The following is a 26591-nucleotide window of genomic DNA, read 5'->3' on the forward strand; positions in this document are numbered from 1 at the left end:
AGAGACAATCAGACCCGGTCCCGGCGAGCAATCATCGTAGCATCCACATCTAGAGGAAGCGCTGACGGCCCTCCTCCTGATCTTCCTCGGTGGTGCCTTGCCCGCTCTGTGGCCCGCGCTCGACTGGCAGGGTTGCCTGATCGGCCTCGCGCTTCTTCTCGAGATCCGCCCGCTCGCGGGCTGGGTCGCGCTGTGGCGGTCGCCGCTCGGCGGGCGGGAGCGTGCCGTCGTCGCCTCTTGCGGCGTGCGGGGCATCGGGTCGGTCTATAATCTCGGCTACGCGTCCGGACGGATTGAGTTCATCAACGCGGCCCAGATCTGGGCGCTGGTGGCGTTCACCATCTTCGCGTCCACACTCGTCCACGGTGCGACCGCCCGTCTCATCGTCGACCGGGTCGTCGGCGCCCGCTCGGCGCCTTCCTGATCCCGGGGCACGGGACCGGGGTTCCGGTCCGCTCGACGGTGGCGGGACGAAGGGGACCGTCAGCGGGCGCTGAGCACGGCGACCTCCACCTCCATCGACGTCTGCGATGCGCCATCGAGGGACACGAAGGTGCCGCTGACAGGGACCGCCTGCGCAGGCGTGCGGGTCGTCGCCACGCGCACCAGGCTGCGGCTCGCGACGATCTGGTTGGTCGGGTCGAACTCGACCCAGCCGGCCCCCGGTAGGTACACGTCCGCCCAGGCGTGGGTCGCGCCACCGCCCGTCAACGTCTCGGCGTCGGTGGCCGGGTCGTAGAGATAACCGGTGACGAACCGCGCCGCATAGCCGAGGGATCGCGCGGCCTCCATGAAGAGGAAGGCGAAATCCCTGCACGTGCCGCTTCCCTTGGCGATGGTCTCAGCCGGGGACTGCACCCCCATCTCCTCCCTGCGCCGGTAGACGAAGCTGCGGTGGACGGCCGTGGACAGGGCCTCCAGCACCTCGGCGCTTCCGTGCGGCAGTTCCGGCAGAACAGCCGCCACCCATGCCCTCACTGCCTCCGCGTCGCGCGGCCGGTCGATCGCGACGAGGGCGGCGAGGTCGAACGCCTCGTCGGATTCGTACCGTGGTGGGTAGGCGCCGGCGCGTCGGCCGATGCGCGGCAGCGGATCGTCGAGGGCGTATCGCTGCAACCGCAGCTCGCTGGCGATCACGAGCTCCTGCGCCGGCTCGTGGAACGTCAGCCGCGCCACCGAGTTACCAAATGTGTCGTAGGCCCATCCGACGTCCGCCGGCGGGGACACGGTCAGGCTCGATCCCAAGATCCTCATGTCGTGTCCGTCACGGGGCCTGAGCATCAGGTCGTGCGGTCCGAATTGCACAGGCCGGTCGTATGAGTACACCGTCTTGTGGGAGATCATCAGCGCACTCACGAATGTTTTTCCACGTGGCCCGTCCTTTATTTTGCAAATATTGACACTATATCTGTAATGCTTGCCGATAAGGCAATGTCCAGACCATCGAATTCATCGTCTCGTTTGCGGGCGTGGAAAGGTAATAGTGTTTATTCGTTTCGGATTCGATATTGCGTTGAACTGCAAGACACCGACGACGCTCATTCTCGGCCTGTCGCCACACTCGACCTATTCCGGTCGCATCATCGGGTCCGACCGTCTCACCGTTGAGCCCGAGCTTGCGATGGACGATATCCTCGATCCGTTCGGCAACCGGCTCATACGGCTGAGGGCTCCCGCCGGCCGGCTCGCACTGAACGCGGACTGCGTGGTTGAGGTCGAGGGCGAGCCCGACCCGTTCGACTGGAACGCTCAGCAGCGGGATGTCGCGGACCTTCCGCCCGAAACGCTGCCCTTCTTGATGGCGAGCCGCTACTGCGAGTCTGACGTGCTCCGCGAGGACGCGTGGCGCCTGTTCGGCGGTACGCCGATGGGCTGGGCGCGCGTGCAGGCGATCTCCAACTTCGTGCACAACCACCTGACGTTCGGCTATGGTTTCGGCCGCCCGACGAAGACGGCGGCGGACGCGTTCAAGGAGCGCACCGGCGTCTGCCGGGACTTCGCGCATCTCATGATCGCGCTCTGCCGTGCCATGAGCATCCCGGCCCGCTACGCGAGCGGCTACCTCGGCGACATCGGCGTTCCGCCGTCAGGCCCCGGCGACTTCAGCGCCTGGACCGAGGTCTATCTCGGCGATCGCTGGTACACCTTCGACGCGCGCCACAACATCCCCCGCATCGGGCGCATCCTGATGGTGCGCGGCAGGGACGCGGCGGACGGCGCCATGATGACCACGTTCGGCGCCTACGATCTCGAGCTGTTCAAGGTGTGGACCGACGAGGTCGAGGGCCGCGGTGACGACGATCTAAAGGAGCTGCTCCGCCGGCAGCCGGTAGGCGAAGCGCTAACACTCGCACCGGTCTGAAAGCGCGCTTGCCGAGTACCGGAAGGGCGCGTTTCGGCGAGTGGCAGAATCTGCGCCCCGCGCAAGTCCGTCGCTCAATGCGGATTTCGAGACCCGCGCAGCGGACTTGGGCGGTATTTGAAAGCCAAGGCGCAGGCTATATTTGAAAAGTAAAGAGAAAACTTTGAAGGCTGCCCCCGAAAGCCTGCCTTCATCACGGCGGTCGGGTGCTGGACGGTATCACAGTGCGATCGGTTGACCGGTCGGCCGTCCGGACGGACGCCGCGGCCTGATCGCGTTTGGAGGACGATGCGTGGAAACGACCGACAGCCAACCTGAACAAAGCTTCGAAACGCCGAAGGCAGACAACAACAACATGAAAAGGCAGGCCGAGCCGAAAGGTCCGCCCGCGCCTCAACCCCCGGTGCCCGCCGGCGGTCACGTCAGGCCGCTCGGTGAACCATCGTGAGTACCGCACGGGATCTGGATGCGCCGGAGTTTTTCGAGTCGCAAAACTACGCGACCTCGGCCAACCTCTTCGTCCGCCACGCCGGGTCGAGACGAGGGGGTCTTCGCAGCTACCGGTTCGATACGGCGGCCGATGCGATCGCCTGCGCTCTGACCAACTTTGCCAGTCGGCGGCCGAGCGACGTGGTGATGACCGTGGAAGACAAGCGGTTCAATCTCGACGCTCTGCGCGCGATCGAACGCCGGGATGGGGCGCCCAGCGGCCCCAGTGCGGGCATCGCTTCCGCCTGATCAGCCGGTGATGCGGGCCATTCCTCCGGGGCGGTCGCGCCTGGACACCGGCGACGCCATGAACGGCTCAGCAACACATCCGCGATGGGCGGAGGAGTACCGCGGTTTGACCCACCTAACTGTCGACGAACCAAGGCACCCCGACACGGGTGCGCAATCGTCGATCGCGCCTGCCGAGCTCGGACGGGAAATGCGGGCGTACACCGTTCCGGACCGCAAGCGCAGCCTCTTCGAGCTGACCGCCTCCGCCGTACCGTTCGTGGCTCTCTGGCTCGCCATGTGGCTCGCCCTCACCCAAGTCGGCTACTGGCTAGTCCTCCTTCTGGCGGTGCCGGCCGCAGGGTTCCTCGTCCGTCTCTTCATGATCCAGCACGACTGCGGTCACGGCTCGGTCTTCGGCGCGCGCCGCGCGGACGACTGGCTCGGCCGCGCGCTTGGCGTGCTGACCCTCACTCCCTACGATCACTGGCGCCACACCCATGCCATGCATCATGCGGGTTCCGGACATCTCGGAAAGCGCGGCATCGGCGACGTCGCCACGCTTACCGTTGCCGAGTATCGCGCCCGCGGTCCGTGGGGGCGGTTCGCCTATCGCGCATATCGCCACCCTCTGGTGCTGTTCGGCCTCGGTCCGGCGCTCGTCTTCATCCTTCAACATCGGCTCCCGGTCGGCTTCATGCGCAGCGGCGCAATCCACTGGATGAGCACGATGGGCACCAACGCGGCGATTGCCGTGTTCGCAGCGCTGATGATGTGGGCCATCGGCGTCATGCCTTTCCTCGCCATTCACCTGCCGATCGTCGTGCTCGGATCTGCGATCGGCGTCTGGCTCTTCTACGTCCAGCATCAGTTCGAGGAGACCTCCTGGGACGGGGCGGATCAGTGGAAGCACCCCGAGGCGGCGCTCCACGGCAGCTCGCATTACACGTTGCCCGGCCCGCTTCGCTGGATCACCGCCAACATCGGGATCCACCACGTTCACCACCTTTCGAGCCGCATTCCGCATTACCGCCTCGCCGATGTGCTGCGAGACTACCCGGCGCTCGCGGAGTTCAACCGGCTGACGCTGCGCGAAAGCCTCCGATGCGTCCGCATGACTCTGTGGGACGAGGAGACCCGCCGGCTCGTGCCGTTCTCGGCTGCGCGGACCGCCGGGCCGGGCGATGACGGGCGGACTCTGCCGTCCGCCGCCGCACTTGCGGATACAGTCGACGTATCCGGCGCGCGGACCGGTGTCGCCGTATGACCATGATCGCACGGTCGGTCGGGCGACTGGCGCCCTTCCTTGTCGTCCTGATCCTCTCCGGCGTGCCGCTTCCGGCGGCGGCGCAAGGGGGCGACGGCGATGTCCCGGCGAATGCGACCGCCTCCCGATACGGTACCGGGTGGACGTGCGATCCCGGCTACCGCGACATCGACGGCGTTTGCAGTGCGGTGCGCGTCCCGCCGAACGCATACGGCACCGGTCGCTCGTACGGCTCGGGGTGGGAGTGTCTGCGCGGCTTCGCCGCCACACACGAGAATGGCGACTGCGTGGCCGTCACGGTCCCGGACAACGCTTATTTGAACGAACGCGGCCGGTCCTGGGAATGCGAACGGGGGTTCGCGCGTGAAGGCGACGGTTGCGTCGCCGTCGCCGTGCCCGACAACGCCCATCTGAGCGGAAACGCCTACGACCGCGACTGGCGTTGCAACCGAGGCTTCCGGGAGGAAGGGGCGAGCTGCGCGAGGATCACCGTGCCGGAGAATGGCTATCTTACCGACACCACCTATGGTCTCGGCTGGCTCTGCGAGCGCGGCTACCGGGCGACGCAGGACGCATGTGTGCCGGTTGAGGTGCCCGACAACGCCTATCTCGACGCAGCCGAGCGTGGTCCCGGTTGGACTTGCGAGCGCGGCTACGTCGAGCGCGAGCACGGCTGCGCTCTGATCGATATCCCGGACAATGCACATCTCGACTACAGCGGCCACCGGTGGACTTGTGACGAGCCCTACCGAAGGCGCGGCGGCGGGTGCGCTCCATCGGACTGATCGGGTCCAGCGTCGGTGGGCCGACGTCGGAACGCTCGCTCGAGGGCGGGTCCGCGGCGCACGGGAGGGGTTCCATCCCGACCGGAGGAATGGGCGGGGACCGTGGTCGCGCTCACGCCCAGCTCTCCGCTCTACGCCAGGCGTTCTCGTGACCGGCCGGATCGGAAGCCCTTGCAATCGTGTTGGTCGAAACGCGGAGGACGCGCGCGAAGGCTCGCGCACAACGCTGCGAGGCTTCCCGACATGACCGCGTCGCCAAACCCTGAATTGGTCGTGCGCCACCAAGCCGAGCTGGGCCACGATCGGCATATTCATCATCCTGGTGTTCGCCGCCATCACGCTTGCCCGCAGCTTCCTGATGCCGCTGACGCTCGCGGTGCTCCTCTTCGTCGCCTTCACGCCGGTCTGTCGCGCGATGGGGCGTCTGGGCGTTCCGCAGGCGGTGGCCGCAACGCTGGTCACCCTTGCGCTGCTCGTCGGCGTTCTGGTTGCCATGGTCGTGCTCGCCGTCCCGCTCACAACCGCAGTGGAGGATGCGCCTAAGATATTCGCAGAGCTCCAGGTCAAGTTCCCGGCGCTGCAGGGGCCGATCAGCGAAATCCGGGATGCGATAGACAGAATCAGCGCTCTATCCGTCGGCGGCGCGCAACCTTTGACCGTTGTGACCGCCGCACCAGCCAACGGCTCCGGAATGCTGACGAGCATCGCCCTGACGACACCGGCGGTGTTCGCCCAGCTGATCTTTACCCTCGTCCTGCTGTTCTTCGCCCTCGCCTCGCGCGAGCTTCTTTACAGGCGCACAGTACCGGGCTTCGCGGCGGCCGCCGAACGGAACGAGGTGCTGTCAGCGATGCATACGATCGAGAGCAGCCTCGGGCATTATCTGGGCGCGATCACGCTCATTAATGCGGGTCTGGGCGTGGCGGTCGGCTTTGCGATGTGGGCGTGGGGGATGCCGGCGGCGATCCTGTTCGGGGTCGGCGCGTTCGCCTTCAACTCCATCCCCTACGTCGGCGCCGTCGCGGGCGTGCTCGTCGCCACGCTCGTCGCCCTCGTCACCATGGACGGATTCGTCGTTCCAATTCTCGTCGGCTCGACGTACCTCGCGTTGACGTCAGCCGAAGGACAGCTCGTCACGCCGTATTTCGTGTCTCAGAGGCTGAGGCTGAACACCGTCATCGTCTTCATCGCTGTCGCGCTCTTCACGTGGCTCTGGTCTGTCGTCGGCATGATCGTGGCGGTGCCGCTCCTCGTGGTGCTCAATGTCATCTGCCAGTTCGTACCGGGTCTGGCCGGACTTGGCTCGTTTTTGTCGGGCGGCGAGGCTGACGAGATGGAGGTCCAGACCCTTCCCGAACGAAGCGCTGAAAGGATGAAGTCGTGACTGAACGACGTGAACTCTACCGAAGTCCCAACGGGGACGCCTGGTTTCTGGGGCGTGAGCCGAGCGACGGGCAGGCCTTCATCATTCATCAGCCGAACGCCCCCTCCGGCGGCCGGCTTTCGCACATTGATCTTCGGCGCTTCCTCAAGGACGGGAGGGACGGTCCGGAGCATCGTGCGCTGCTGCGGCTGATCGGGACACTTATCGACGTTCCTCCGTATGCCGACCGAGACACGCAGAGCGAACCGCAGGATCTCCACGGCCGCCAGCCGACCGACCCCGCGGAGCCCCCACAGACCTAGGCCGGGCTGTCTGCGGCAAGGAAGAAGCGGATCATTGCGGCCGAAGCATCGGGTCCGGCCGGGTCGGTATAATACCAGCGCGCCTACCCAATGACTCGGTAAACGGTTTGTCGTCCCAGCTCTGACTCCCTTGTCGGATCGGATGATTCGCGGGGCGCAGATGCGACGAGGATTGGTCATCAGCGACGCACTTTCGGCGGGCGAGCTGCGGCGGCTTGCCTTCCGCGAGCGTTCGGTTCGAACTGCGAAGCGCATGCTGGCGATTGCCAATGCGCTGAGCGGTATGACGCGTGCCGATGCGGCGGCAGCGGCGGGGATGGAACGCCAGGCGCTTCGCGATGCTGTCGTGCGATACAACGCCGAAGGTCTCGCGGGTCTCGTTGATCGCCCGGGCCCCGGACGTCGCCCGGCCCTCACGGAAGGCGAGCTGGCGCTTCTGGCGGAGCGGATCTTCAAGGGGCCCGATCCTGAGGTCGACGGCACCTCGAGGTGGACGCTGCCCGATCTCGCCGCGTTCATCGAGGAGCGGTTCGGCAAGACGATCACGCCCCAAAGCCTGTCGCGTATCCTGCGACGCGAGGGCTTCTCGCACCAGAAGACGCGGCCCTTTCACCCGAAGGCGAAGGCCAGGGCTGCATTCGAAAAAAGGGCTCCGCGGCGCGCTGAACGACGTCGCCGGGGCGCATCCGCACAAGCGCGTCGTCCTTTATTTCCAGGACGAGATGCGGGTCGGTCAGAAAGGCCGGCTGTGCCATCGCTGGTGGCTGAAGGGCGAACGCGCTCCGGGGCGTCAGGATCGGCGGTTCTCCTTCACATATCTCTTCGGCGCAGCGCGGGCCGACGGCGAGGCCGCGTTCGCGCTGGTGCTTCCCGAGGTCGGGACGCAAGCCATGCAGCTCTTCCTCGACGGTTTCGCCAAAACTCTCCCTGCCGACGAACACGCCGTCATGGTGCTCGACGGCGCCGGCTGGCACGGCGCCAAAGCGCTGGCGGTTCCGTCCAACATCACCCTCGTGCCGCTGCCGCCGTACTCGCCGCAGCTGAACCCGATGGAGCGCGTCTGGCTGTACCTGCGCGAACGCTACCTCAGCCTGCGCCTTCTTCCGGGCACCGAGGCCATCCTCGACGCCTGCTGCGCGGCCTGGAACGCCCTCCTCACCGAGACCGGCCGCCTCCGATCCCTCTGCTACCAGCCGTGGCTTCAACGGATCATTGAATAAGCGCGGCGGTATAAGTGCCGGCCTCCGATCCCACCGCCCAAGCGTGTCCCATCCCCCCTCGACCAGCCTCATCTCGGCGACGACGACACCATCCAATCAGACCGTGCGTTTCGGCGAGGCGGTTCATGTCCGGGCCGGCGGCGAAGTCGTCCGGATCCTGGTTGCAGCCATGCAACATCACGATAAGGCCGTTCGGCCCGGCGGGCATCGTCGCAGGGACATAGAGGCGATAGTCGCGGCTTCCCCCGGGTCCGTCGAAGGTTCTGGTCTGGAACCGGGGATCTGCGGGCTTCTGCAGATCAGCAGGAATTCGACCTCGAGAGGGCTGGGCACTCCGAGACTCGAGCGACCGATCGCGGCGCCGAGCGGGAAAGTGACCCGCTCCGACGGCAGCGGATCGATGGCAGGCGCCCGGACCGGTTCGATCCGCTGCGCAATGGAACCTCGATGCCGTCGAACGTCGTGCACAAGCGCGGCGGCGGCCTCTGAAGCGGGCGCATTCGTCTCGCGCTCACCGAGCGCGGCGCGTATGATCGCCATCGCTTCGCCCGGCTGACCGCCTCGCACGAGGGCGGTCGCCCGGCGCATTGCCGGGGCAAAATCTTCGCTCGACTGGATTCCTTCGCCGGCGGTCGCTGGCAGTGTAAGTCGCTTGTCAGGCGATGCGATCCGCTATGGCCTTCTTTACATCCCGGCTTGCCTGGAGGCGTAAGCCTTCGGAGAGGGGCTGGGCGCATGCGCGACGTCTGTTCTTCGAGCTCGCCGACATCGCCGCTCGGGCTCGGCGCGACGGCCGAGTGCCGGTGGATCTCGCTGGTCGCGCTCCAGGCGGTCCGGCGTATCGACGCGCTGTTCGACATCGAGCGCACCATCAACGGCCTCGACGCGGCAGAGCGACTTCGGGTGCGACAGGAGATAAGCGCGCCGCTCGTGCAAGATCTCGAGGTCTGGCTGCGCGACGAACGCGTTCGCCTGTCCCAATCGGCCGCCGTCGCCAAGCCGATGGATTACATGCTCAAGCGCTGGGACCGGTTCACCGGCTTCCTCGAAGACGGCCGGATCTGCCTCACGAACAACGCGGCCGAGCGGGCCCTTCGAGGCTATGCCCTCGGCCGCAAGGCGTGGCTCTTCGCCGGCTCCGAGCGCGGCTCCGACCGGGCCGCCGCCATGGCGACGCTGATCGGGGCGGCCAAGCTCAACGACGTCGACCCGCAGGCCTGGCTCGCCGATGTCCTCGTGCGCATCGCCGCCATGCCGCAGGGCCGGCTCCCCGAACTACTGCCGTGGAACTGGAAAACGCCGGTCTCCTCCAGCGAAACCGCTTGAGCCATAGGCGCGATCCGCCGTGCCTGCGGCCCTCACCGGACGTGTGTGGACGCCCCCTCGGATGCAAGCGTTTTGTTGGGATCGAAGGACATGTGGCCAGGTGCGGTCGTGTGTCCGGCCTCGAAGGTGCGGCCTTCATCGCCGCGGGCCCGTATGGAGATAGGCGAGATCGGGACCATTTCGCTTACCCGCGCTCAATGGCGCTGCATCCGGAATGCTGGTTCGCCCGATCCGGTCTCGTGACCGTTTGCCCTTACGTTTCTTTCGCCCCGCTCACATCCTCGACGTCAACCCGGCGGCTCGGCCTATTGCGCCGCCAGCGCCGGATCCCGGTACTCTCCGCCGTTTCGCATCAGCGCCCAGGCGACACGCGCCATGCGATTGGCAAGCGCGACTGCAACCAGCATGCGCGGCTTGCGGTCGATCATCCTCGCCAGCCAAGATCCCTCGGGCGCTCCCTTTCGAGCCGCCCATCGCACGACGGCGACGGCACCTATGATCAGGAGACGGCGAATGTTGCGTTGCCCCATCTTCGACGTCTTCCCCAGCCGCCCCTTGCCGCCGCTTGAATGCTGACGCGGCGTAAGGCCGACCCAGGCGGCGAAGTCGCGCCCCTTGGTGAAGGTCTGCGCCGGCGGGGCGAACGTGGTGAGCGCCGCGGCGGTGATTGGCCCCACCCCCGGGATCGTCATCAGCCGCCGCGCGGTATCGTCGGCGCTCGCTCGCACGCGCAACTCCTTGTCGAGCGCCTCTATCTGGCTCCCCAGCATCTCGATCTGATCCACCAGCATTCGCCCCAAGGCTGTCGCCGCTTCCGGCAAGCCACTTTCGTCACCTTCGACGAACGCCGCCAGTCGGCCGACGTGCGTGATGCCCGTGGGCACGACGAGGTCGAACTCGGCGAGATGGGCGCGTAGCGCGTTGATCGTTTGCGTGCGCTGGCGCACCAGGAGATCACGGGTTCGGTACGCCATCGCTGCCGCCTGCTGGGCCTCCGACTTCGGCTCCACGAACCGCATCGTTGGCCGCGACGCCGCCTCGGCGATCGCTTCGGCATCGGCCGCATCATTTTTCTGCCGCTTCACGAACGGCTTGACGTACGCTGGCGCGATCAACTTCACCTCGTGGCCCAAGCTTCGGATTGCTCGGGCCCAGTGATGCGCCCCGGCGCAGGCCTCCATCGCGACCGTGCATGGCGCTTGATCCGCAAAGAACTTCAACAGTTGCCCGCGCGACAGCTTCCGTCGAAAAACGACTGACCCATCCGGCGCAGCGCCGTGGGCCTGGATTACGTTCTTGGCCAGATCCAGGCCGATGATGCTAACCTCTTTCACGGACGCCCTCCTCATAGCGGTGCTTCAACACCCGCTACCTTGGCACTTCGATGCCGTCGGGGGGCGTCCACCCCATCGCTTACCTGGAGGCTGCCGAGCACGGTGATGGATCCGATGGTCGCCGCAGCGAGCGCCGGCATGACGTCAGGCGCGATCCGCGCAAGACCGACGAGCTTGATGTGGAGCCCTTCACGAGCCGCTCGCGCCGCTTCCGGGGGGGGGGGCAACTGTGTAGTCGGCTCACGCTGCGAGCGGCGTTCCGCTGCGCAGCATGGCGTTGATGATGACGAAGAGTTGGCGTGCGACGGCGATGAGGATCGTCTTTGGCGCCTTCCCTTTCTCGCGCATTCGATCGCGCATGGCAGTGAGGCTCGGGATGCGTCGCGATGCCGTGAGGGCTGCGATGTAGAGCGCCTCACGGACCTTGCGACGACCGCCCCAGATGCGGCGAGCTCCGCGCCAAGTGCCGCTCTCCCGGGCATGTGGGGCGAGGCCGGCGAGAGAGGCGATGCGTCGCCGGTCGAGGGTGCCGAGCTCGGGAATCTCGCCGAGAAGGGTGGCGAGGACCGTTGGACCGATGCCGGGTACGGCGCGCAGAAGCCGGGCTTGAGAAGAGAGCGTCAGGTCCTCCTCGATGAGGCGCGCGATGACTCGATCGAGTTCGGCGATCTGGCGGGTGAGGAGGTCGATCATCGCCTCGATCTGGAAGGCGATCTCGTCCTGCCCGGCGTTGTGGCGGCGCGTCTTCTCGGCTTTACGGATATCGACCAACTGTCTGCGACGCCTGAGGAAATCGGAAAGACGGCTGCGCGCCGGGCTACTTGGGCGGGTGATGGGAAGGTCCAGGACCGAACCCATATGCGCCAGCACCCGGGCATCGACGCGATCGGTCTTGGCGAGGACGCCGGTGGCTCTGGCGAACTCGCGGGCCTGACGTGGAGCGGTTCGCGAGAAGGCGAGGCCTCGTTCGGCGAGGGCGGCGATGAGAGGGCCGTCGCAGCCGCTGGTCGCCTCGAATACGACGAGGACGTCCGGCTCGAGCGAAAGGGCCCAAGCGGCGATCGCCTCCGGGTCGTTGGCGACCTGCGTCGAGGTGGCGTTCGGCAGGGTGTGGAGGTCGATGACGGCGCGCGAGAGGTCGCAGCCGATGACGGTGCGTGGCATGGTCGGGGTCCTGTCCATGTCGTGCGGGATCGGGGTCCCAAGCAACTGTTCAGGGTTCAAGAGCGACGCGGAAGGGACCCATGCTCCCTAACGGGTTCGAGGGCCCTCGGGGGGACGGGCTCCCTTCCGCAACTCCGAAGCTATCACCTCGCTGACAGACAGAGGGGGGCGATGGTCCGATCTGCCGGTACGCTACGGTAAGGTCTCGACCATTAAGAGCCTTTACTACCGCTGGGCCAGATTGGCGTGCTCGACCGGCTTCTCGATGCGTTCGCGGCGGAGGCCGACACGGAGTGGGACGCCGTAGACTCCACGACTATCGAGGCCCATCCCCAAGCGGCGGGCACGTCGCATAAAAAGGGCGGGCATGAAGCTGGCGGCCTGGGCCAGTCCCGCGGCGGGCATATTTCGAAGTTGCACGTCGCTGCCGATGCGCTCGAGCTGCCGCTCAGGATTATCGTCTCGCCGGGGCACCGCGGCGATATGCTGTTCGGGGGTGACCTGATTGCGGGGCTTACAACACAGGCCGTCCCTGCCGATCGGGCTTACGACGCCAACCACTTCCGCCTGGCGTTCGCCTACGAGGGCGCGGAGGCGGTCATCCCCTCACGGCCCGACCGGCCAAGCCTGCCGTGCGACGTCCGGCTCCTATCGAAGCGCAATCTGGTCGAACGGCTCATCAATCGCCAGAAGCAGTTCCGCCGGGTCGCGACGCGCTAAGACCGTCTCGCCGCGAACTATCGCGGCTTCGTGCTGGTTGCCGCGATCTGCCTCTGGCTGGCTTAACGGTAAAAATGCGACCAATGCCTGATTGATCTTATCTCGGGATCGATTGAAAAGGGAGCCTCGAGGCTCCCTTTTCGGATCAGTCGACGAGCTGCAGATTCGCGGCCGACTCCCGTCCGTCACGGCCCCTTTCGATATCGAACGTCACCTTCTGACCTTCGCCGACGCTGCTGAGGCCAGCTCGCTCGACAGCGGAGATATGCAGGAAGATGTCTCGGGAACCGGACTCCGGCTGGATGAAGCCGAAGCCCTTCTGAGAATTGAACCACTTCACGGTGCCGTTGGCCATCGTGGCCTCCATCGGAAAGTGCTGCCCGCGACATGCGGCAGCCTGGCTGCAGTCAGAGCAAAAATCGGGACTGAAGCCGGATGGAGACAGTTTTCGACTATGGTAACCTAGCAATCTTTCATATACGGTGGGCGGTCGATGATCGCAAGATGCGTTTTATTTGAGGGAAGGACCGGAAAACTGCGCTGAATCTCGTTCAGCGCCCGCCCGTATGCCATAAAAGTGCTCCTATTAATAGACGGCATTGAGTTCCGCTTTTCAGGCCCTACATATGAGTGTGCACGACTAGCTATCGAAGGCGTGCCACTTTTCTCGAAATCGTCCTGATCGTCCGCGAGGCTGACCGTTCGGCCGCGCGCTCAGAGGCTGCGTCCGAAGCGGCAGAACAAAGGAAGTCGTATGGCCAAGGGCCAGAAGCGAACAGATGCGACCCCAAAATCCAGCAATGACGTCGCCAGGAAAGCTAAGAAGGCGGCGGGCCCGAAGTATCTTCGAGATGCCATGACCACCAGCCCCAACGCCACCGCGCTGACGGCGAAGGGCAAGGCACCACGCGGGAGCAAGGCATGAGCGGCGATCGGCGAACCGATCCGGCGGATGTCATGTGTGAAGCCGATTTCGGTTTGCCTGCAGACCTCTTTGTTTCTCGCCGCGCCAATTCGAAGCGTGGCGGCTTGCATTATCACAGATTTTCGACCGCCGCCGAGGCTATCGAGTTTGCTATCCATAACTATTCATCCGCTCGCTCCGATGATATTGTCATGTCCGTCGACAACAAACGATTCAATTTCGCTGCTGTGAAGGTCATGCACCGTCGCACTTACGATCCTGTTAGGGCGGCCGATGCGGATTTGTCTTGAAGAACGCGACCTGCGTCACGGTCGGTTCGAGAGAAACACATGGTTTGGCTCGAGAAACGGCGGCGACTCGCGGGCCGCGTCCGATAAGCGGCGGACCGGCTCACGACGATTTGCGGGCGCTTGGCCTAGCGCGGAAGATGTACCGACACCCGACGTTCGGCGAAGCCTGTTCGAGGTCGTAGCCTCGCATTGCGATCTTCCCGCAGTCCTGCGATGGTCATAGCGAACATCGGCATTCATCACGTCCGCCAACTGTCGCGTCGCATTCCGCACTATCGATTGCCGCAGGTCCTACGCGATTCTCCGCGGCGTCGGGACGTGAGCCGCCTGACATCTCTCTCCGTCGAGACCACGCGGTGTTGTGACGATCGAGGAGCCGGTTCTCCACCGGCGATCCTGCATTTGACGGTGATTGCCTCCGACAAAAAGGATCGTTCTTTATGAGAAGCCTGCGCCGAGTGAGCTGGGCTTCCACCTGGCCAATTGCGATTGCGGTCGCTCTTACCTGCTTCGCCCTCGCCGCGAGCGCCTGGGCGCAGCACGGCGGTCAGCAAAGGCCTGGCATGCTCGCGGATAGTGTTGCCCCTCCTTGCACCGCGGGGTTCCGGCCTGACCCTTCGGGCGAGACGTGTACTGCGATCGTCGTCCCCGAAAACGCGTTCGCCACGAATCGTGAATATGGCGAAGGGTGGGAGTGCAAGCACGGCCACGAAGCGTCAACCTCAAGCGATACGTGCGTCGCGATCGACATACCGGACAATGCATACCTCACCGAGCGCGGCGATCGGTGGGAGTGCGACCGCCGGTTCATCCGCGCGGACGGCAAGTGCCTGCCGATCGCGGTCCCAAAGAACGGTTACCTCACAGGCAACACCTACGACGGTGGATGGGACTGTGCGCGCGGATACCGCAGGGACGACGGCACGTGCGTCGCGGTCGTCGTGCCGGAGTTCGGGTACCCCACAAACACTAGCTATGGCAGAGGCTGGGAATGCGACCGTGGCTACCGTGAAGTCGGCGGCGCATGCGTCGCGATCCGCGTGCCCGAGAACGCCTATCTCACCGACCGCTCCTACGGACGGGGGTGGACATGTGAGCGCGGATACAGCGAGACGACCGACGCGTGCGAAGCGATTGTCCTGCCCGAGAACGCACATCTCGACCACTTTGGCGCCCGTTGGACCTGCGATCGCGGCTTCGAAAGGCGCGGCGCCTCCTGTCTCCTGCGCGACTGAATTGGGCGTGTCCGCGAGCGTGACACCCAGATCGACCCTTTGACCTCGATCCCGTTCCGTAGCAAGAACGACGTCTGCGGTCCGGTTCCGATATCCTCGCGCCGTGGAAATCGGAGCGTTCGTGGTCGATATTGCAGAAGTTCTTCGAGAGATCGAGGCGACGGAGATCGTCGCGACCCTTCGCGAGGGACTATTAATCCTGACCGAGGAGCTTGTCGTCGAGTACGCGAGTCCCGGCTTCGTCCGCACATTTGCGGTTGACCACGCCGCGACCCTCGGCCGGCACCTGGCCGACCTTGGCAACGGCCAGTGGAACGTTGCCGAACTCCTGCGGGTCCTCGAACAGATCGTCGGCGGCGGACCAGAAGTCGAGGGTTTCGAGGTCGAGCACACCTTCGAGCAGCTCGGCCGGCGCGTCATGCACATCAATGCTCGCAAGACAGTGCGGCCCGGCAATGGCTCGCGCCGCATCCTGATGGTGGTGTCCGACGTTACTGATGCCGTTGATGCGGCGCGGGAAGTCGACCGGCAAAGGCGCCTCGCGCAGGGCATCGTGGACACGCTGCGCGAGCCTCTGTTGGTACTGGACGCGGGTCTCGGCGTCGTCGAGGCGAGCCGCGCCTTCTATCGCACGTTCGCAGTGGACGATGACCAGACGATCGGTCGCCCGCTTGCGGCCCTCGGCAACGGCCAGTGGGCGATCCCCGAACTCATCGAGCTTCTGACCGACGTCATCCCCGACAACACGACGATCGAGGACTTCGAGGTCCGCCACGTCTTCCCGCAGATCGGAGAGAAGGCGATCCTTCTCAACGCCCGCAAAGTGTACCGCGAGGGTAACCACAGCGCGACGCTGCTCCTCGCCATGGAGGACGTGACGGAGCGCCGTCGGCTCGAGGCCGAGCGGGCGGCGGCGGCCGGTCGGGCGGAGCGACTGCTCGAAGAGTTGAACCACCGCGTGATGAACAGCCTGTCGACGATCAGCTCCATCATCTCCTTTGAGGGCCGAACCCTCGCCGATGAGGAATGCCGAACCGCGTTCGAGCGGATGCGCAGGCGGATCTTCTCCGTTGGTACCCTCTACCGGGCGCTGACCAAGTCGGGCTCGGTGGATACGGTGGACGCGAACGCGTACCTCTCGTCGGTCGCGCGAGACATTGCCGCTTCGATGTCGGGGCGCAGCGAAGCGGTCAGGCTCGAGCTTGATCTGGAAGCGATTGAGCTTTCGACGCAGCTCGCCGTGCCGATCGCACTCATTGTGAATGAGCTCTTCACCAACAGCCTCAAATATGCGTACGGGGATGGTCGCTATGGCATTCTCGGCCTGTCCCTGAAGATGGCGGATGAGCGGACCATGGTGCTCACGATCTGGGACGATGGACCTGGCATAAATCCCACCGCGCGGGTCGATTCGGGGCTTGGACAGCGTCTCGTCGAGGCGTTCCTCACGCAGCTCGGCGCGACCATGAAACGGGAGAGCGACGCTTCAGGCACGCGCTTCTACATCGCCATCCCGTACGAGAATGATAGCACATAGGAACTGGCGTCAGCGGCCCGCCATAAAAGAGGCTGTTCTGCATGAACACGAGGTGGAGAATGTTGGCTCCCAGACCCTCTCCCTCCGCCAGACCCAAGCGAGAGGATCTGGGGTCGAACTGTTCTCCATTGGCGTCAGTCGCGCTGGTGACCGCTCTGAAGTTGTTCCCGCTCGCTGATTTGCCTGCATGCTTTGCTCTGACGAATGGGGCAGCGGCGGGTTGATGCGGTACGACGAACCAGAGCTGACGAGACTGCGAGTTGATACTGCGGCCGCACGCCTCGAGTTCGCGCTCGTCAAGGCACTCTGGATCGAATCCAAGAGCGAAGCTGCGACCGATCGAGACCGATCTGCTTTCGAGGCACGTCTTAGGAGCGAGATCCGGGCCAACGACGAGATGCTGCTCACGCATCTCGTCACGCTAGGGCTGCGCCAGGGCAGCATACCGCGCGTCGACGTCGCGTTGCAGGAGACGCTGGCTGAGTGGGATCGCAATGTCGCTGCAATGCGCCGCGAGCCGTCGGTCAAGTCCACTGACCCCGGTACATCGCTGCAGCGCCTGGAAGCCTTGCTCGTCCGTCGGTTTGCCGGACGGATCAACACCGAGCGCCAGACTGGCTTGGGCATCGAACAATATATCTGGCGCAGCCGGGACGATGGTCTGGTGCGCGACCTCCACGCCGGCCACGACGATAAGGTATTTTCTTGGAGCCGCCCACCGGAGGGCGGACATCCTGGCGAAGCGTTCAACTGTCGCTGCGTCGCCGAGCCGGTCGTCGACGCCGGATCGGTGGGCAGCGAGGAGGCGCCGAACGGTACCGGCGGGGCCGCACTGCGCATACCATCTTCCGCGCAAGGCGACGCCTTCCGTTTTTCGCGCAACGACCCCGGTGACGCTGACGGATTTCTGGTGGCCGGTCGCGGCACCTTCGGGCAGCGAAATCTGCGGCCCGTGCGTATCCATGGCCGCCAGTTTGTCATGACGCCGCGGCAAGCGACGGAGTATGCGATCGCGCGGATGCAGGCCGACCAGGCGATCGCCCGTGCGCGAGAGATCAATCCGCGGTGGCGCCCGCGGCCGGGCGCGTTCGAGAGCCCCATGGGAGCGATTGCCAATCAACGTGCAATCGTGCGGGAAGCCGACCAGTTCATCCGTGATGCGCAGACGGCGCGCTTTGGCGGCCAGCTGACACCAGGGATCGGCCACAATCAAGGGCCCGCGCTGCCGGCACCGTCACGTCCAGCACGGCGGGCGACGCTTGGTGAACTCATCGCACCGGGTGGCCGGCTCGTCGGAACACGTGCACCGGGAGCTCGATCAGGTATCCAAACGGTTGAAGCAGACGAGATGTCGGCGATCATCGACAGCATCATCACGTACGGTGAGCGACTGGGCTACCAGGGTGGCTATGGCGGTGTGTGGTACAGGACGATTGATGGCGCCATCGTCGGGATCAGGACAAGCGCCGACCACGGAATTACGCTCGAGGTCCGCGACCCGGGTCCGACGCCAAGCTCCAGAAAGATGAAGCTGCATATCAGGGAGAATCAACCATGAGGGAATATCTGAAGGACAAATTCGGCGGCCTTCCAATCCTCGAAAGTATTTATCGGGCGCGGTTCGAGGCTGAGGATGAGTGGGTCGATCTTGACGCTAACGTAAGTCACGGCCGGCACTTCTACGATCTCGAGGGCGATGAGCTTGAGGAGTACGTCCGTCGCTGCTTGCATTCGATCCTCGAGCACGGTGCGCTGCCGGCGATCAACGTCGGCGACGAATGGCCCGTCATGGAAGCAACCACCGCGTACGGCACGAAGCCGGCCGAGATCGTCGAGAACGTCATCGGCGCATGGAAAAGAAGCGGTCGCGACCCTGTATGGGGGGAATATGCGTTCGCGGCTCCGAAGCTCATCGAGCCGATGTCGCTTGAACGATTTCGTAAGGTTGCGGCAGAACGCGGTTGATCAAATGCCGTACAGCCGGCGAATTGGCCTCGGGGCTGGGCAATTCCGGTGTTTGTCGGATGGAGAATGTTCGCTCCCAGACCCTCTCCCTCCGCCAGTCTCATCCTCTATCTGGTTGATTTGACTGGTGCTTCCAAATCGGACAGATCCCCTGTCCCACTTTATCGTCCGGCTGCTGGCGTACGTCAGCGGACTAGCGGCGCAGAGAACGCTACTGCAAGCATGGCTGAGGGCGCTGAATGAGCGCCGACACAGCCACGCAGCTCAACCCGACCGAGGGGCACATTCTCGCCGGTGTGCAAATCGACCAGCACCGCTTCTTAGCGAGGGTGAAGCTGCCACAGCTCTTCCAGATCGCGCCGGACCCGCGCGACACCGAGGATAAGCGCAAGCTCGCCGCGTCCAAAGATGCTCAGGACCTTCGCGAGATCCGTCTGAAGGTGCAGCGGCTCTTTGATGGAGCCAAGGCCAAGGACGTTGGCTCCTATGCCGAGTACGTCGCTGGCGACCAGCGCCGTTACTTCGTGCCGTGCCCGCTGTGCGGTCACATGCAGTGGCTGCGGTTCGAGCGGCTGCGCTGGGAGAAGGGGCAGCCGGAGACGGCGGCCTACCTCTGCGAGGACTGCGAGAAGCCGTTCGGAGAGCACCACAAGGCGGCGTTGCTCGGCGCCGGCGAATGGCGAGCAACGGGCACGAGCCGAGACCCGCGGACGATCGGATTTCACTTGTCGGCGCTCTACTCACGGCCCGGCTGGAAGTCGTGGGCGGACATCGCGCGGGACAAGGAGATGGTCGCCGGGTCGGACGAGGCGGAGCGCGTGTTCCGCAACACCGTGCTCGGCGAGACGTGGGTCGAGACCGGCGATGCACCGGATTGGCAGCGGCTCGCCGATCGCCGCGAGGACTGGGCAGCGGGGATCGTGCGCGCCGGCGGCCTGTTCCTGACGGCGGGCGCTGACGTCCAGAAGGACCGGATCGAGGTCGATGTTTGGGCGTGGGGCCGCGGTCTGGAGAGCTGGCTCGTCGAGCACATCGTCATCGATGGGGGGCCCGGGTCGGTGACATGCTGGCAGGGGCTCAACGAGCTGCTCGGCCGGACATGGCCGCACGCCAACGGTCAGCCGCTGACGATCGCAAGGCTCGCCATCGACACCGGCTACGAGACGCCGGCGGTGTACGCGTGGGCGCGGCAGGTCGGGTTTGCGCAGGTGGCTCCGGTGAAGGGCGTCGAGGGGTTCAACCGCGCGAGCCCTGTGACGGGGCCGACGTTCGTGGACGCCACCGTCGGTGGCAAACGGTTGCGCAGAGGGGCGAGACTGTGGACCGTGGCGGCTTCGACCTTCAAGGCGGAAACCTACCGCTTCCTGCGGCTCGATCGCCCTGCGGCCGAGGACGTTGTGGGCGGTGCATCGTTTGCGCCAGGCACCGTCCACCTGCCGCGCTGGGCCGAGAGCGAGTGGCTGAAGCAGTTCGTCGCCGAGCAACTGGTCACGGTGAGGAACAAGCGCGGCTTCGCCCGGCTCGAATGGCAGAAGCTGCGCGAGCGCAACGAAGCGCTGGACTGCCGGGTGTACGCCCGCGCCGCGGCATGGATCGCCGGCGCCGATCGCTGGTCGGACGCCCAATGGCGCGAGCTGGAACGGCAGGTCGCGGCGCCGGACCACGAAGAGCAGGCGGCGCCCGTGCACGCGGTGCCGCGTCCCGTGACACGGCGGCGGACGGTGCAATCAAGCTACATGAGGTGACGATGGCCACCGCGGCCGAACTCAAGACCCGGCGCGAGGCGCTGCTGGCGTCGCGGGTGAGCGGCGTCGCGCGCGTCAGCTACGATGGCAAGACCATTGACTATCGCAGCCTCGCCGAGATCGACCGCGCCATCGAGGCGCTGGAGCGCGAGATAGCCGCCGCCGAGGGCCGGAAGATCGTGCGCCACCTCCGCGTCGTGAGCGACAAGGGGCTCTGAGCTTGCCGCTGCTGGAAGGATTGCGACGCCGGCTCGGCGGCCCGGCGACGGCACGGTCACGGCTCGAAGGCGCCTTGGCACGGCGACGGCTCCGCGGCTGGCAGCCGCCGCTCGAGAACATCAACTCGTTGGTTGCAACCGGCGGCCCGCGCTTGCTGGCCCGTGCACGCGAACTGGTGGTCACCAACGGCTACGCAGCGAACGCGTGCGAAGCATTCGCCTCCAACCTCGTAGGCGACGGCATCAAAGCGTCGTCGCTGATCAGCGATCCTGCGCTTCGCGACGGGATCCAGCGGCTCTGGCTCGCTTGGACCGACGAGGCGGATGCTGATGGACTGACGGACTTTTACGGTCTGCAGGCGATGGTCGCCCGCGAGATGTTCGTCGCGGGTGAGTGCTTCGTCCGGATCCGCCCACGGCGGCTCGAGGACGGACTGACGGTCCCACTCCAACTGCAGCTCCTCCAGTCGGAGATGCTGCCGTTCGAGAAGACGGAGGAACTGAGCGGCGGCCGGTCCAGCAGAAACAAACGCACCATGGCCGGTGCGACGTGCGGCAGGCCGCGCAACTGGCCCGCGTCGATGGGCCGGTAGATGTGCAGGATCTCCGACGCCGGCACGCTCACCGTCTCGAACGTCCGAACCCGGTGATCGGTGCTGTCGCCCGGATGGATGCGGCGAAAATGGTAGGCGATCCGCCGCCCGATCGCGTCGAACTCGATCCCGCAGCGAATGCGTGCAGCGGTGGCTGGATGCCGCGGTGCTCGCCGACGCGCTCGACGCTCCTACCGCGCCGGGTGCGCTGCGCCCGGTGCAGTGGATCCCGCCCCGCTGGGACTGGGTCGATCCGCTCAAGGACATCCAGGCGCAGGTGCTCGCCATCGAGTCCGGGCTGCTCTCGCGCCGCAAGGCCGTCGAGGCGACCGGCTACGACATCGAAGAGATCGACCGGGAGAACGCGGCCGACGCCACGCGTGCCGCGGACCTCGGTCTCGCCTACCGCACGACCCCCGGCGAGACGCAAGGGGCGCGGGCGACGCCACAGCAGACCCCGGACCCCAACGAGGAGTGACCGCATGCGGTCTTGGTACACGATCCGCGCCCTCGCCGAGAGCGCGGAGGTTGCGATCTATGACGAGATCGGCGCCTTTGGCATCTCGGCGAAGACGTTCCTGGACGAGCTCGGCGCGCTACCGGACGAGCAGCGCATCACGCTGCGCATCAACAGCCCCGGCGGCTCGGTCTTCGACGCGGTCGCGATCCACAACGCGCTGAAGCGGCACCCGGCGGGCGTCACCGTCTGGATCGACGGCATCGCCGCTTCGGCCGCGTCCTACATCGCCATGGCCGGCGATGAGGTCGTCATGCCGGCGAACGCGTTCCTGATGATCCACGATCCGAGCGGGATGGTGCTCGGGACGGCCGACGACATGCGGGCGATGGCCGAGGCGCTGGACAAGATCAAGACGAGCCTCGTCGCGGGCTACGCGGTCAAGTCTGGCGGCACCGACGCCGACATCGCCGAGCTGATGCGCAAGGAGACCTGGTTCGACGCTGAAGAAGCGGTCGCGCTCGGCTTCGTCAATTGCGTCGCAGAGCCTGTCCGGATCGCCGCGCGGTTCGACATTGGCCGCTTCCGTAATGCCCCGCCCGAACTGGTCGAGGAGGTCGCCGAACCTGCGGCATCTGATGGGGACAGCGCAACGGTCTCCGAGGACGGCGAGGCCGTGGATGATGGCGCGGCGTCCTCAGAGGACGACGGCGATACCTCCCTCGCAAAGGCCGATGCCGAACCGGAGCCCGCAGCGACGCCGACGGAGCCCGAGCCGCCGACACCTCGGCAGCATCCGTCAGCTTCGGCCATCCGCTCCGAGGCGATGGCGCAGGCCCGCGCCGTCGTCGATCTCTGCACGCTGGCTGGCCTGCCCCAGATGGCGAGCCGGTTCCTCGCCGACGGCACGCCGATCGAAGACGTCCGCGCCGCGTTGCTCACCGCCCGCGCCGAAGGCGGAGCGGAGATCGATCCACGCCACACGCAGCCCGGCCGGACGGTCGGCGCACGACCTTGGGGCGAGGTGATCGCCTCCACCTTCAAGCCCAAAGGATGAACCGATGACCGTACTGACCGAAGGCCGCCACCCGGGCGGCTTTCTCGTCTGGGAGGCGTTCCGCGACTATTGCCACGAGGTGGTGACCGTCGCATCGGGCACGCTCGAACCCGGCACCGTGCTCGGCAAGATCACCGCCTCAGGCAAGTACGCCGCCCATGACCCCGACGCTTCCGACGGCACCGAGACTGCCGTTGCCGTTCTCTGGGGCCATGCCGACGCCAGCGGCGGTGACACGATCGCCGTAGCGGTCGTCCGTGGTCCCGCCCTCGTCAACCAGCACGACCTCGTCTTCGCCGGCACGCCGTCGGCCGGCGAGATCACCGCCGCGCATACCGCGCTCGCCGCGGCCGGCATCATCGTGCGCTGAAGGAGAGCCTGATGGCCGCCATGGACATCTTCGAAGGCGATGCCTTCTCCATCATCGAGCTCACCCGCGCGCTCGACAACATTCCGTTCAAGCCGGCGACGCTGTCCGGATCGGGGCTGTTCGCGGACCGCGGTGTGCGCTCCCGCACGGTCGTCATCGAAAGCCGCGATGGGACGCTGTCGCTGATCCCCTTCTCCGAACGCGGATCGGCCTACGAGCAGCAGATCGCCGAGCGCCGCGACGTCCGCGCGTTCGTCTGCCGCCAGTTCAAGAAGCAGGACGTGATCTGGGCGTCGGAGATCCAGGGCATCCGCGCCTTCGGCTCCGACAGCGAGACCCAGCAGGTGCAGGGCGAGGTGGCGCGCCGGCTCCGACGCCTGCGCTCAGACGCCGAGGCGACCTTCGAGTACCACCTGCTGAACGGCATCCAGGGGCTGGTGAAGGACCCGAAGGACGGCTCGACGGTCGTGAACTACTTCACCGAGTTCGCGATCACGCCGTCGGCCGAGGTCGACTTCGATCTCGACAACGCGACGCCGGCGTCCGGCGCGCTCCGCAAGAAGTGCCAGTCGTTGATCGAGAGCGTCGAGGAGGGCCTCGGCGGGCTATCGACCGGCTCCGTCATGCTGCGCGCCGAGTGCGGCTCGTCCTTCTTTGCCGTTCTCGTGGCGCACAAGGAGGTTCGGGAGACCTACCTCAACACCGCCGCTGCGGCAGACCTGCGGAGCCGGGTCGCGGACGAGGTGAGCTTCGGCGGGATCACGTTCCGGCGCTACCGCGGCAACGCTGCGTTCGGCGTCCCGGCCGACAAGGCGTACTTCTATCCCGAGGGCGTCGAGGGCCTGTTCGAGATCTACTACGCGCCGGCCGACACGTTCGAGACCGTCAACACGCTCGGCCTGCCGCTCTACGCCCGCGCGATCCCCGATCGAGACCGCGACGAGTGGGTGCGGCTCGAGATCGAGAGCAACCCGCTTCCGATCTGCACGCGTCCGCAGGCGCTCCGGACCAGCAAGCGCACCTGATGAACGCACTTTGCGCGGCGTTCGACGCGCTGTTCGCCGACCCGAACGTCGGGCGGGACGCTGTCTACACGTCCGCGGGCACCGAGCCTGTCCCGGTGCGGATCGTGCCCCGCCGCGCCGACACGATCAGCGAGTTCGGCGAAGCACGGGTCTGGTCGGAGACGATCCGGCTCGACGTCCGGGTCAGCGAGATCGCCGAGCCGCGGCCTGGCGATGGTTTCGAGATCGACGGCGAGGCGTTCGTCATCCAGGGCGAGCCGACGCGTGATCGCGAGCGGCTGGTCTGGACGGTGGAGCTGCGGCCGGGATGAAGCTCGACCTGAAGATCGTCCCTGATCTGGCAACGCTTATGGCGGAGGAGATCGAGGCCGCGGAGCGCGCGGTCACCACCGGCGTCGGCGAGGTCGGCGTTCGGCTGAAGGGCAACTGGCGGGCGCAGGTGGTCGGCGCGGGCCTTGGCCCGCGGCTTGGCAACACGATCCGCAGCGCGCGCTATCCGAAGCAGGGCAGCAGCATCCGGGCCGCATCGCTGGTCTGGTCGAAGGCGCCGGTGATCGTCGGTGCCCACGACCGCGGCGCGACGATCCGGCCGAGGTCGGGCCTTTGGCTGGCCATACCGTTGCCGGTCGCCCGGGAACGCATCCGGCGCGGTCCGCTCACGTCGGCGATCTGGGAGCGTAAGACGGGGACGAGCCTCCGCATGGTACGGCGTCGCTACGGGCCGAGCCTGCTCGTCGCGGACAACGTGCGGGTGACGAAGTCGGGACGGGTCCGATCGAACGTCACCCATCGGAAGGACGGCACGACCTACAGCCGGCTTGCCGGCCGTTCGTCGGCGCCGATCTTCCTGCTGGTGCCGCAAGTTCGGCTGCCGAAGCGGCTGGATCTTGATCGCGACGCGCGAGTGGCGGAGGCGGCGCTGCCGGGCGCGATCGTCTCCAATTGGGTCGAGGGGCGGCTCGGCTGACGATCACCCTGGCGACCTCCGCCTAGTTGGCATATATTGCCATTCAAGTTGGAGGCTTCCCATGGTGACCCGTAACGTGGTGCTGACCGAGACGCAGTCCGCCCTGCTCGACAGGTTGATTGACGAGGGGCGGTACCAGAACGCGAGCGAGGCGATGCGGGCAGGCTTGCGTCTTCTGGAGCGCGAGGAAGCCGAGATGGGCGAGCTGCGAACCCGGATCGAGCGCGGTCTGGACGAAGCGCGCCGCGGCGATCTCGCCGAAGGCTCTGGCGAAGATGCGGTCCGCAGAGCGTTCGCCCGCGCCCGCTCCGAGGCGTGACCACGAAGCCGTGGCGGCTGACGCGGCAGGCGGAGGCCTCGCTGACCGACATTGCTCGCTGGACGATCGAGACCTTCGGAACCCGCCAGGCCGACGCGTACGAGGCGGATCTCATCGACCGCTGCACCGCGATCGCAAATGGCTTGGTGATGTCACAGAGCTGCAGGGCGCTGATCGATCCTAACCTGCCCGAAGACCTGTGCTTCGCACGCGCCGGCCAACACTTCATCGTCTTCGTCGAGGACCCCAAGGAGGTGATCATCCTCGATTTCCTCCACGCGCGCAGTGACCTCCCCGCGAGGCTGGAGCGCCTGAACACTCGCACCAGCGAGCGCTGATCCCTTCAAGGAATCCCGTGTCAGCCCGTGAACACATCCTGCAGGCGCTGCTCGGCGCCCTGCAAACGATCCCGTCCGCCGCCGTGCTTCGCGGGGAAGTCCTGCCAGAACGCGTGCCCGCGGACGGGCTTCTGATCCTCCGCGACGGCGATCCGGGTGATCCCGAGGTAACGCTGTCGCCGCGGCGCTACCACTACGAGCACCGCGCTGAGGTCGAGGCGATCGTCGCACCGCGCCAGCCCGCCGACCGCGCCGAAGCGCTCGACGACCTCGTCGCCGCGATCGGCATCGCGATCGCCGCGGACCGCACGCTCGGCGGCCTCTGCGACTGGTGCGAGGCGAGCGCACCGCAGCCGGTCGATCTCCCGGTCGAAGGCGCGGCGACGCTGAAGGCGGCGATCGTCCCGATCACGCTGACCTATTTAACGGCCGATCCGCTGGCCTGATCCGAACAACGACAGGAACATCCCTATGGCACGCGCGATTGGAGCGCGGGCGCAGATGGCGCTCGCGTTCGAGAGCGTCTATGGCACCGCGCCGCGAGCGGCTTCCACCGCATGCCGTTCGCGAGTTCGACGATCGGCGCCGAGCAGCCGCTGCTCAGCTCCGAGCTTCTCGGGTACGGCCGCGATCCCCTCCCGCCGGTGAATGACGCCGTCACCGCGGACGGCGATGTTGTCGTCCCGATCGACGCAGAAGCCTGGGGCGTCTGGCTGAAGGGCGCCTTCGGCAGCCCGACCACGACCGGCAGCGGCCAGTACACGCACGAGTTTCGCTCCGGCTCATGGACGCTGCCGTCGATCGCAATCGAGACAGCGATGCCGGACGTTCCGCATTTCGCGATGGCGACCGGCTGCGTCGTCGATCGCGTCAGCTGGCAGATGCAGCGGTCCGGACTCCTCACGGCGACCGTCGGCCTGATCGCGCAGGGCGAGACGGTCGCATCGAGCACCGGCGCGGGTACGCCGT

The 26591-nt window shown here is 66.1% G+C and carries 35 protein-coding genes and 4 pseudogenes; 32 read left to right on the forward strand and 7 right to left on the reverse strand.

Annotation, left to right across the window (positions count from 1 at the left end):
• The first annotated feature begins 61 nt into the window (after window positions 1-61).
• Window positions 62-424 carry a cation:proton antiporter domain-containing protein gene (locus BIX52_RS21525; RefSeq protein WP_108676471.1) on the forward strand — a complete coding sequence of 121 codons (363 nt, stop codon included), beginning with the start codon at window positions 62-64 and terminating at the stop codon, window positions 422-424.
• A 59-nt stretch (window positions 425-483) separates the two neighbouring features.
• Here the strand turns inward: BIX52_RS21525 and BIX52_RS21530 are convergent, their stop codons facing one another.
• Complete coding sequence (locus tag BIX52_RS21530) at window positions 484-1344, reverse strand: transglutaminase family protein (RefSeq protein ID WP_083660670.1); 861 nt, start codon at window positions 1342-1344, stop codon at window positions 484-486.
• Between the two features lie 169 nt (window positions 1345-1513).
• Here BIX52_RS21530 and BIX52_RS21535 point away from each other — a divergent pair, with 169 nt between their 5' ends.
• From BIX52_RS21535 to BIX52_RS24130, 9 genes and pseudogenes are all read left to right on the forward strand, one after another.
• The gene (locus tag BIX52_RS21535; RefSeq protein WP_075223178.1) at window positions 1514-2362 is read left to right on the forward strand and encodes a transglutaminase-like domain-containing protein; all 849 of its coding nucleotides are present in this window, start codon (window positions 1514-1516) and stop codon (window positions 2360-2362) included.
• Between the two features lie 292 nt (window positions 2363-2654).
• Window positions 2655-2810 carry a hypothetical protein gene (locus tag BIX52_RS23355; RefSeq protein WP_157956223.1) on the forward strand — a complete coding sequence of 52 codons (156 nt, stop codon included), beginning with the start codon at window positions 2655-2657 and terminating at the stop codon, window positions 2808-2810.
• Window positions 2807-3100 (forward strand): hypothetical protein, encoded by a 294-nt coding sequence (locus tag BIX52_RS21540; RefSeq protein ID WP_075223179.1) that lies wholly within the window; start codon window positions 2807-2809, stop codon window positions 3098-3100. The genes BIX52_RS23355 and BIX52_RS21540 overlap by 4 nt, the downstream gene beginning before the upstream one ends.
• Window positions 3101-3290: 190 nt before the next feature.
• Window positions 3291-4346: a fatty acid desaturase gene (locus tag BIX52_RS21545; RefSeq protein WP_075223180.1), complete on the forward strand. Its 1056-nt coding sequence runs from the start codon at window positions 3291-3293 to the stop codon at window positions 4344-4346.
• On the forward strand, window positions 4343-5131 hold the full coding sequence (locus tag BIX52_RS21550) for a hypothetical protein (RefSeq protein WP_075223181.1): 789 nt from the start codon (window positions 4343-4345) through the stop codon (window positions 5129-5131). Before BIX52_RS21545 ends, BIX52_RS21550 begins: the two co-directional genes overlap by 4 nt.
• A 307-nt stretch (window positions 5132-5438) precedes the next feature.
• Window positions 5439-6515, forward strand: a complete 1077-nt coding sequence (locus BIX52_RS21555; RefSeq protein WP_281249217.1) for an AI-2E family transporter — start codon at window positions 5439-5441, stop codon at window positions 6513-6515.
• Window positions 6512-6817, forward strand: a complete 306-nt coding sequence (locus BIX52_RS21560; protein ID WP_205647736.1) for a hypothetical protein — start codon at window positions 6512-6514, stop codon at window positions 6815-6817. Before BIX52_RS21555 ends, BIX52_RS21560 begins: the two co-directional genes overlap by 4 nt.
• Before the next feature lie 283 nt (window positions 6818-7100).
• A pseudogene (locus BIX52_RS24125) lies at window positions 7101-7391 on the forward strand (helix-turn-helix domain-containing protein); the annotation flags it as partial.
• An 88-nt stretch (window positions 7392-7479) separates the two neighbouring features.
• Window positions 7480-8037, forward strand: coding sequence for an IS630 family transposase (locus BIX52_RS24130; protein WP_369412117.1), 558 nt, complete (start codon window positions 7480-7482; stop codon window positions 8035-8037).
• Here BIX52_RS24130 and BIX52_RS23995 read toward each other — a convergent pair.
• Window positions 8027-8347: a PHB depolymerase family esterase gene (locus tag BIX52_RS23995; RefSeq protein ID WP_108676473.1), complete on the reverse strand. Its 321-nt coding sequence runs from the start codon at window positions 8345-8347 to the stop codon at window positions 8027-8029. The genes BIX52_RS24130 and BIX52_RS23995 overlap by 11 nt on opposite strands.
• Window positions 8348-8765: 418 nt before the next feature.
• Between BIX52_RS23995 and BIX52_RS21580 the strand changes: the two are divergent.
• Window positions 8766-9363: pseudogene (locus BIX52_RS21580) on the forward strand (IS66 family transposase); the annotation flags it as partial.
• Window positions 9364-9668: 305 nt separating this feature from the next.
• Here the strand turns inward: BIX52_RS21580 and BIX52_RS21585 are convergent.
• Genes BIX52_RS21585 through BIX52_RS23820 form a run of 3 tightly spaced genes read right to left on the reverse strand, consistent with a single transcriptional unit; the run spans window position 9669 to window position 11861 of the window.
• A complete protein-coding gene (locus tag BIX52_RS21585; RefSeq protein ID WP_075223203.1) occupies window positions 9669-10697 on the reverse strand; it encodes an IS110 family RNA-guided transposase in 1029 nt (342 codons plus the stop codon).
• 11 nt (window positions 10698-10708) lie between these two features.
• Window positions 10709-10924, reverse strand: coding sequence for a hypothetical protein (locus tag BIX52_RS23815; RefSeq protein ID WP_425426697.1), 216 nt, complete (start codon window positions 10922-10924; stop codon window positions 10709-10711).
• A 13-nt stretch (window positions 10925-10937) separates the two neighbouring features.
• Window positions 10938-11861, reverse strand: a complete 924-nt coding sequence (locus tag BIX52_RS23820) for an IS110 family RNA-guided transposase (RefSeq protein WP_075223185.1) — start codon at window positions 11859-11861, stop codon at window positions 10938-10940.
• Window positions 11862-12107: 246 nt separating this feature from the next.
• On the opposite strand from BIX52_RS23820, the gene BIX52_RS21600 reads away from it, so the two are divergent.
• Entirely contained in the window at window positions 12108-12581 is a 474-nt protein-coding gene (locus tag BIX52_RS21600) for an IS5 family transposase (RefSeq protein ID WP_157956225.1), read from the forward strand.
• Window positions 12582-12726: 145 nt separating this feature from the next.
• Here BIX52_RS21600 and BIX52_RS21605 read toward each other — a convergent pair whose 3' ends face one another.
• Window positions 12727-12936, reverse strand: coding sequence for a cold-shock protein (locus tag BIX52_RS21605; RefSeq protein WP_075223186.1), 210 nt, complete (start codon window positions 12934-12936; stop codon window positions 12727-12729).
• A 399-nt stretch (window positions 12937-13335) separates the two neighbouring features.
• On the opposite strand from BIX52_RS21605, the gene BIX52_RS23370 reads away from it, so the two are divergent.
• The 10 genes and pseudogenes from BIX52_RS23370 to BIX52_RS21650 all read left to right on the forward strand — a co-directional run bounded on the left by BIX52_RS23370 (window position 13336) and on the right by BIX52_RS21650 (window position 21089).
• Window positions 13336-13506 carry a hypothetical protein gene (locus tag BIX52_RS23370; RefSeq protein ID WP_157956226.1) on the forward strand — a complete coding sequence of 57 codons (171 nt, stop codon included), beginning with the start codon at window positions 13336-13338 and terminating at the stop codon, window positions 13504-13506.
• The gene (locus BIX52_RS23095; RefSeq protein WP_139312845.1) at window positions 13503-13796 is read left to right on the forward strand and encodes a hypothetical protein; all 294 of its coding nucleotides are present in this window, start codon (window positions 13503-13505) and stop codon (window positions 13794-13796) included. Before BIX52_RS23370 ends, BIX52_RS23095 begins: the two co-directional genes overlap by 4 nt.
• A 181-nt stretch (window positions 13797-13977) precedes the next feature.
• Window positions 13978-14156: pseudogene (locus tag BIX52_RS23825) on the forward strand (fatty acid desaturase); the annotation flags it as partial.
• A gap of 80 nt (window positions 14157-14236) precedes the next feature.
• A complete protein-coding gene (locus BIX52_RS21615; RefSeq protein WP_075223188.1) occupies window positions 14237-15031 on the forward strand; it encodes a hypothetical protein in 795 nt (264 codons plus the stop codon).
• A 121-nt stretch (window positions 15032-15152) separates the two neighbouring features.
• Window positions 15153-16568, forward strand: coding sequence for a sensor histidine kinase (locus tag BIX52_RS21620; RefSeq protein WP_139312846.1), 1416 nt, complete (start codon window positions 15153-15155; stop codon window positions 16566-16568).
• A gap of 223 nt (window positions 16569-16791) precedes the next feature.
• Complete coding sequence (locus BIX52_RS21625) at window positions 16792-18126, forward strand: phage minor head protein (protein ID WP_157956227.1); 1335 nt, start codon at window positions 16792-16794, stop codon at window positions 18124-18126.
• Window positions 18123-18533 carry a hypothetical protein gene (locus BIX52_RS23105; RefSeq protein WP_108676476.1) on the forward strand — a complete coding sequence of 137 codons (411 nt, stop codon included), beginning with the start codon at window positions 18123-18125 and terminating at the stop codon, window positions 18531-18533. Before BIX52_RS21625 ends, BIX52_RS23105 begins: the two co-directional genes overlap by 4 nt.
• A 239-nt stretch (window positions 18534-18772) precedes the next feature.
• Window positions 18773-20278 carry a terminase gpA endonuclease subunit gene (locus BIX52_RS21640; protein ID WP_083660682.1) on the forward strand — a complete coding sequence of 502 codons (1506 nt, stop codon included), beginning with the start codon at window positions 18773-18775 and terminating at the stop codon, window positions 20276-20278.
• Between the two features lie 2 nt (window positions 20279-20280).
• Window positions 20281-20496, forward strand: a complete 216-nt coding sequence (locus BIX52_RS21645; RefSeq protein ID WP_075223192.1) for a phage head-tail joining protein — start codon at window positions 20281-20283, stop codon at window positions 20494-20496.
• Window positions 20497-20570: 74 nt separating this feature from the next.
• Entirely contained in the window at window positions 20571-21089 is a 519-nt protein-coding gene (locus BIX52_RS21650) for a phage portal protein (RefSeq protein WP_425426698.1), read from the forward strand.
• Here BIX52_RS21650 and BIX52_RS23830 read toward each other — a convergent pair.
• Window positions 21068-21229, reverse strand: a pseudogene (locus BIX52_RS23830) (phage portal protein); the annotation flags it as partial. The gene BIX52_RS21650 and the pseudogene BIX52_RS23830 sit on opposite strands and share 22 nt — an antisense overlap.
• A 2-nt stretch (window positions 21230-21231) precedes the next feature.
• Here BIX52_RS23830 and BIX52_RS23110 point away from each other — a divergent pair.
• The 10 genes from BIX52_RS23110 to BIX52_RS21705 form a co-directional block, all read left to right on the forward strand.
• Window positions 21232-21567 (forward strand): hypothetical protein, encoded by a 336-nt coding sequence (locus BIX52_RS23110; protein ID WP_075223193.1) that lies wholly within the window; start codon window positions 21232-21234, stop codon window positions 21565-21567.
• Between the two features lie 4 nt (window positions 21568-21571).
• Window positions 21572-22603 carry a head maturation protease, ClpP-related gene (locus BIX52_RS21665; protein ID WP_075223194.1) on the forward strand — a complete coding sequence of 344 codons (1032 nt, stop codon included), beginning with the start codon at window positions 21572-21574 and terminating at the stop codon, window positions 22601-22603.
• 4 nt (window positions 22604-22607) lie between these two features.
• On the forward strand, window positions 22608-22973 hold the full coding sequence (locus BIX52_RS21670) for a head decoration protein (RefSeq protein ID WP_075223195.1): 366 nt from the start codon (window positions 22608-22610) through the stop codon (window positions 22971-22973).
• 11 nt (window positions 22974-22984) lie between these two features.
• Entirely contained in the window at window positions 22985-23998 is a 1014-nt protein-coding gene (locus BIX52_RS21675; RefSeq protein ID WP_075223196.1) for a major capsid protein, read from the forward strand.
• Entirely contained in the window at window positions 23998-24309 is a 312-nt protein-coding gene (locus BIX52_RS21680) for a head-tail joining protein (protein WP_075223197.1), read from the forward strand. The genes BIX52_RS21675 and BIX52_RS21680 overlap by 1 nt, the downstream gene beginning before the upstream one ends.
• On the forward strand, window positions 24306-24965 hold the full coding sequence (locus BIX52_RS21685) for a DUF6441 family protein (protein WP_075223198.1): 660 nt from the start codon (window positions 24306-24308) through the stop codon (window positions 24963-24965). The genes BIX52_RS21680 and BIX52_RS21685 overlap by 4 nt, the downstream gene beginning before the upstream one ends.
• 61 nt (window positions 24966-25026) lie before the next feature.
• Window positions 25027-25284, forward strand: coding sequence for a type II toxin-antitoxin system ParD family antitoxin (locus BIX52_RS21690; protein ID WP_075223199.1), 258 nt, complete (start codon window positions 25027-25029; stop codon window positions 25282-25284).
• Window positions 25281-25622, forward strand: a complete 342-nt coding sequence (locus tag BIX52_RS21695; RefSeq protein WP_075223200.1) for a type II toxin-antitoxin system RelE/ParE family toxin — start codon at window positions 25281-25283, stop codon at window positions 25620-25622. Before BIX52_RS21690 ends, BIX52_RS21695 begins: the two co-directional genes overlap by 4 nt.
• Before the next feature lie 17 nt (window positions 25623-25639).
• On the forward strand, window positions 25640-26068 hold the full coding sequence (locus tag BIX52_RS21700; RefSeq protein ID WP_075223201.1) for an acyl-CoA transferase: 429 nt from the start codon (window positions 25640-25642) through the stop codon (window positions 26066-26068).
• 111 nt (window positions 26069-26179) lie between these two features.
• Window positions 26180-26591 (forward strand): phage tail tube protein (locus tag BIX52_RS21705; RefSeq protein WP_245803266.1); only part of this gene is annotated, 412 nt, incomplete at its 3' end.

This window comes from Acuticoccus yangtzensis (assembly GCF_001927245.1).
Classification (GTDB): Bacteria; Pseudomonadota; Alphaproteobacteria; order Rhizobiales; family Amorphaceae; genus Acuticoccus; species Acuticoccus yangtzensis.

Excerpts from the sequence above, each read along its gene's own strand:
- BIX52_RS21530 (WP_083660670.1), bottom strand. The coding sequence starts at position 1,344 with ATGATCTCCCACAAGACGGTGTACTCATACGACCGGCCTGTGCAATTC.
- BIX52_RS21545 (WP_075223180.1), top strand. The coding sequence starts at position 3,291 with ATGCGGGCGTACACCGTTCCGGACCGCAAGCGCAGCCTCTTCGAGCTG.
- BIX52_RS21550 (WP_075223181.1), top strand. The coding sequence starts at position 4,343 with ATGACCATGATCGCACGGTCGGTCGGGCGACTGGCGCCCTTCCTTGTC.
- BIX52_RS23820 (WP_075223185.1), bottom strand. The coding sequence starts at position 11,861 with ATGCCACGCACCGTCATCGGCTGCGACCTCTCGCGCGCCGTCATCGAC.
- BIX52_RS21605 (WP_075223186.1), bottom strand. The coding sequence starts at position 12,936 with ATGGCCAACGGCACCGTGAAGTGGTTCAATTCTCAGAAGGGCTTCGGC.
- BIX52_RS23370 (WP_157956226.1), top strand. The coding sequence starts at position 13,336 with ATGGCCAAGGGCCAGAAGCGAACAGATGCGACCCCAAAATCCAGCAAT.
- BIX52_RS23095 (WP_139312845.1), top strand. The coding sequence starts at position 13,503 with ATGAGCGGCGATCGGCGAACCGATCCGGCGGATGTCATGTGTGAAGCC.
- BIX52_RS21615 (WP_075223188.1), top strand. The coding sequence starts at position 14,237 with ATGAGAAGCCTGCGCCGAGTGAGCTGGGCTTCCACCTGGCCAATTGCG.
- BIX52_RS21625 (WP_157956227.1), top strand. The coding sequence starts at position 16,792 with ATGCGGTACGACGAACCAGAGCTGACGAGACTGCGAGTTGATACTGCG.
- BIX52_RS23105 (WP_108676476.1), top strand. The coding sequence starts at position 18,123 with ATGAGGGAATATCTGAAGGACAAATTCGGCGGCCTTCCAATCCTCGAA.
- BIX52_RS21640 (WP_083660682.1), top strand. The coding sequence starts at position 18,773 with ATGAGCGCCGACACAGCCACGCAGCTCAACCCGACCGAGGGGCACATT.
- BIX52_RS21645 (WP_075223192.1), top strand. The coding sequence starts at position 20,281 with ATGGCCACCGCGGCCGAACTCAAGACCCGGCGCGAGGCGCTGCTGGCG.
- BIX52_RS21665 (WP_075223194.1), top strand. The coding sequence starts at position 21,572 with ATGCGGTCTTGGTACACGATCCGCGCCCTCGCCGAGAGCGCGGAGGTT.
- BIX52_RS21670 (WP_075223195.1), top strand. The coding sequence starts at position 22,608 with ATGACCGTACTGACCGAAGGCCGCCACCCGGGCGGCTTTCTCGTCTGG.
- BIX52_RS21675 (WP_075223196.1), top strand. The coding sequence starts at position 22,985 with ATGGCCGCCATGGACATCTTCGAAGGCGATGCCTTCTCCATCATCGAG.
- BIX52_RS21680 (WP_075223197.1), top strand. The coding sequence starts at position 23,998 with ATGAACGCACTTTGCGCGGCGTTCGACGCGCTGTTCGCCGACCCGAAC.
- BIX52_RS21685 (WP_075223198.1), top strand. The coding sequence starts at position 24,306 with ATGAAGCTCGACCTGAAGATCGTCCCTGATCTGGCAACGCTTATGGCG.
- BIX52_RS21690 (WP_075223199.1), top strand. The coding sequence starts at position 25,027 with ATGGTGACCCGTAACGTGGTGCTGACCGAGACGCAGTCCGCCCTGCTC.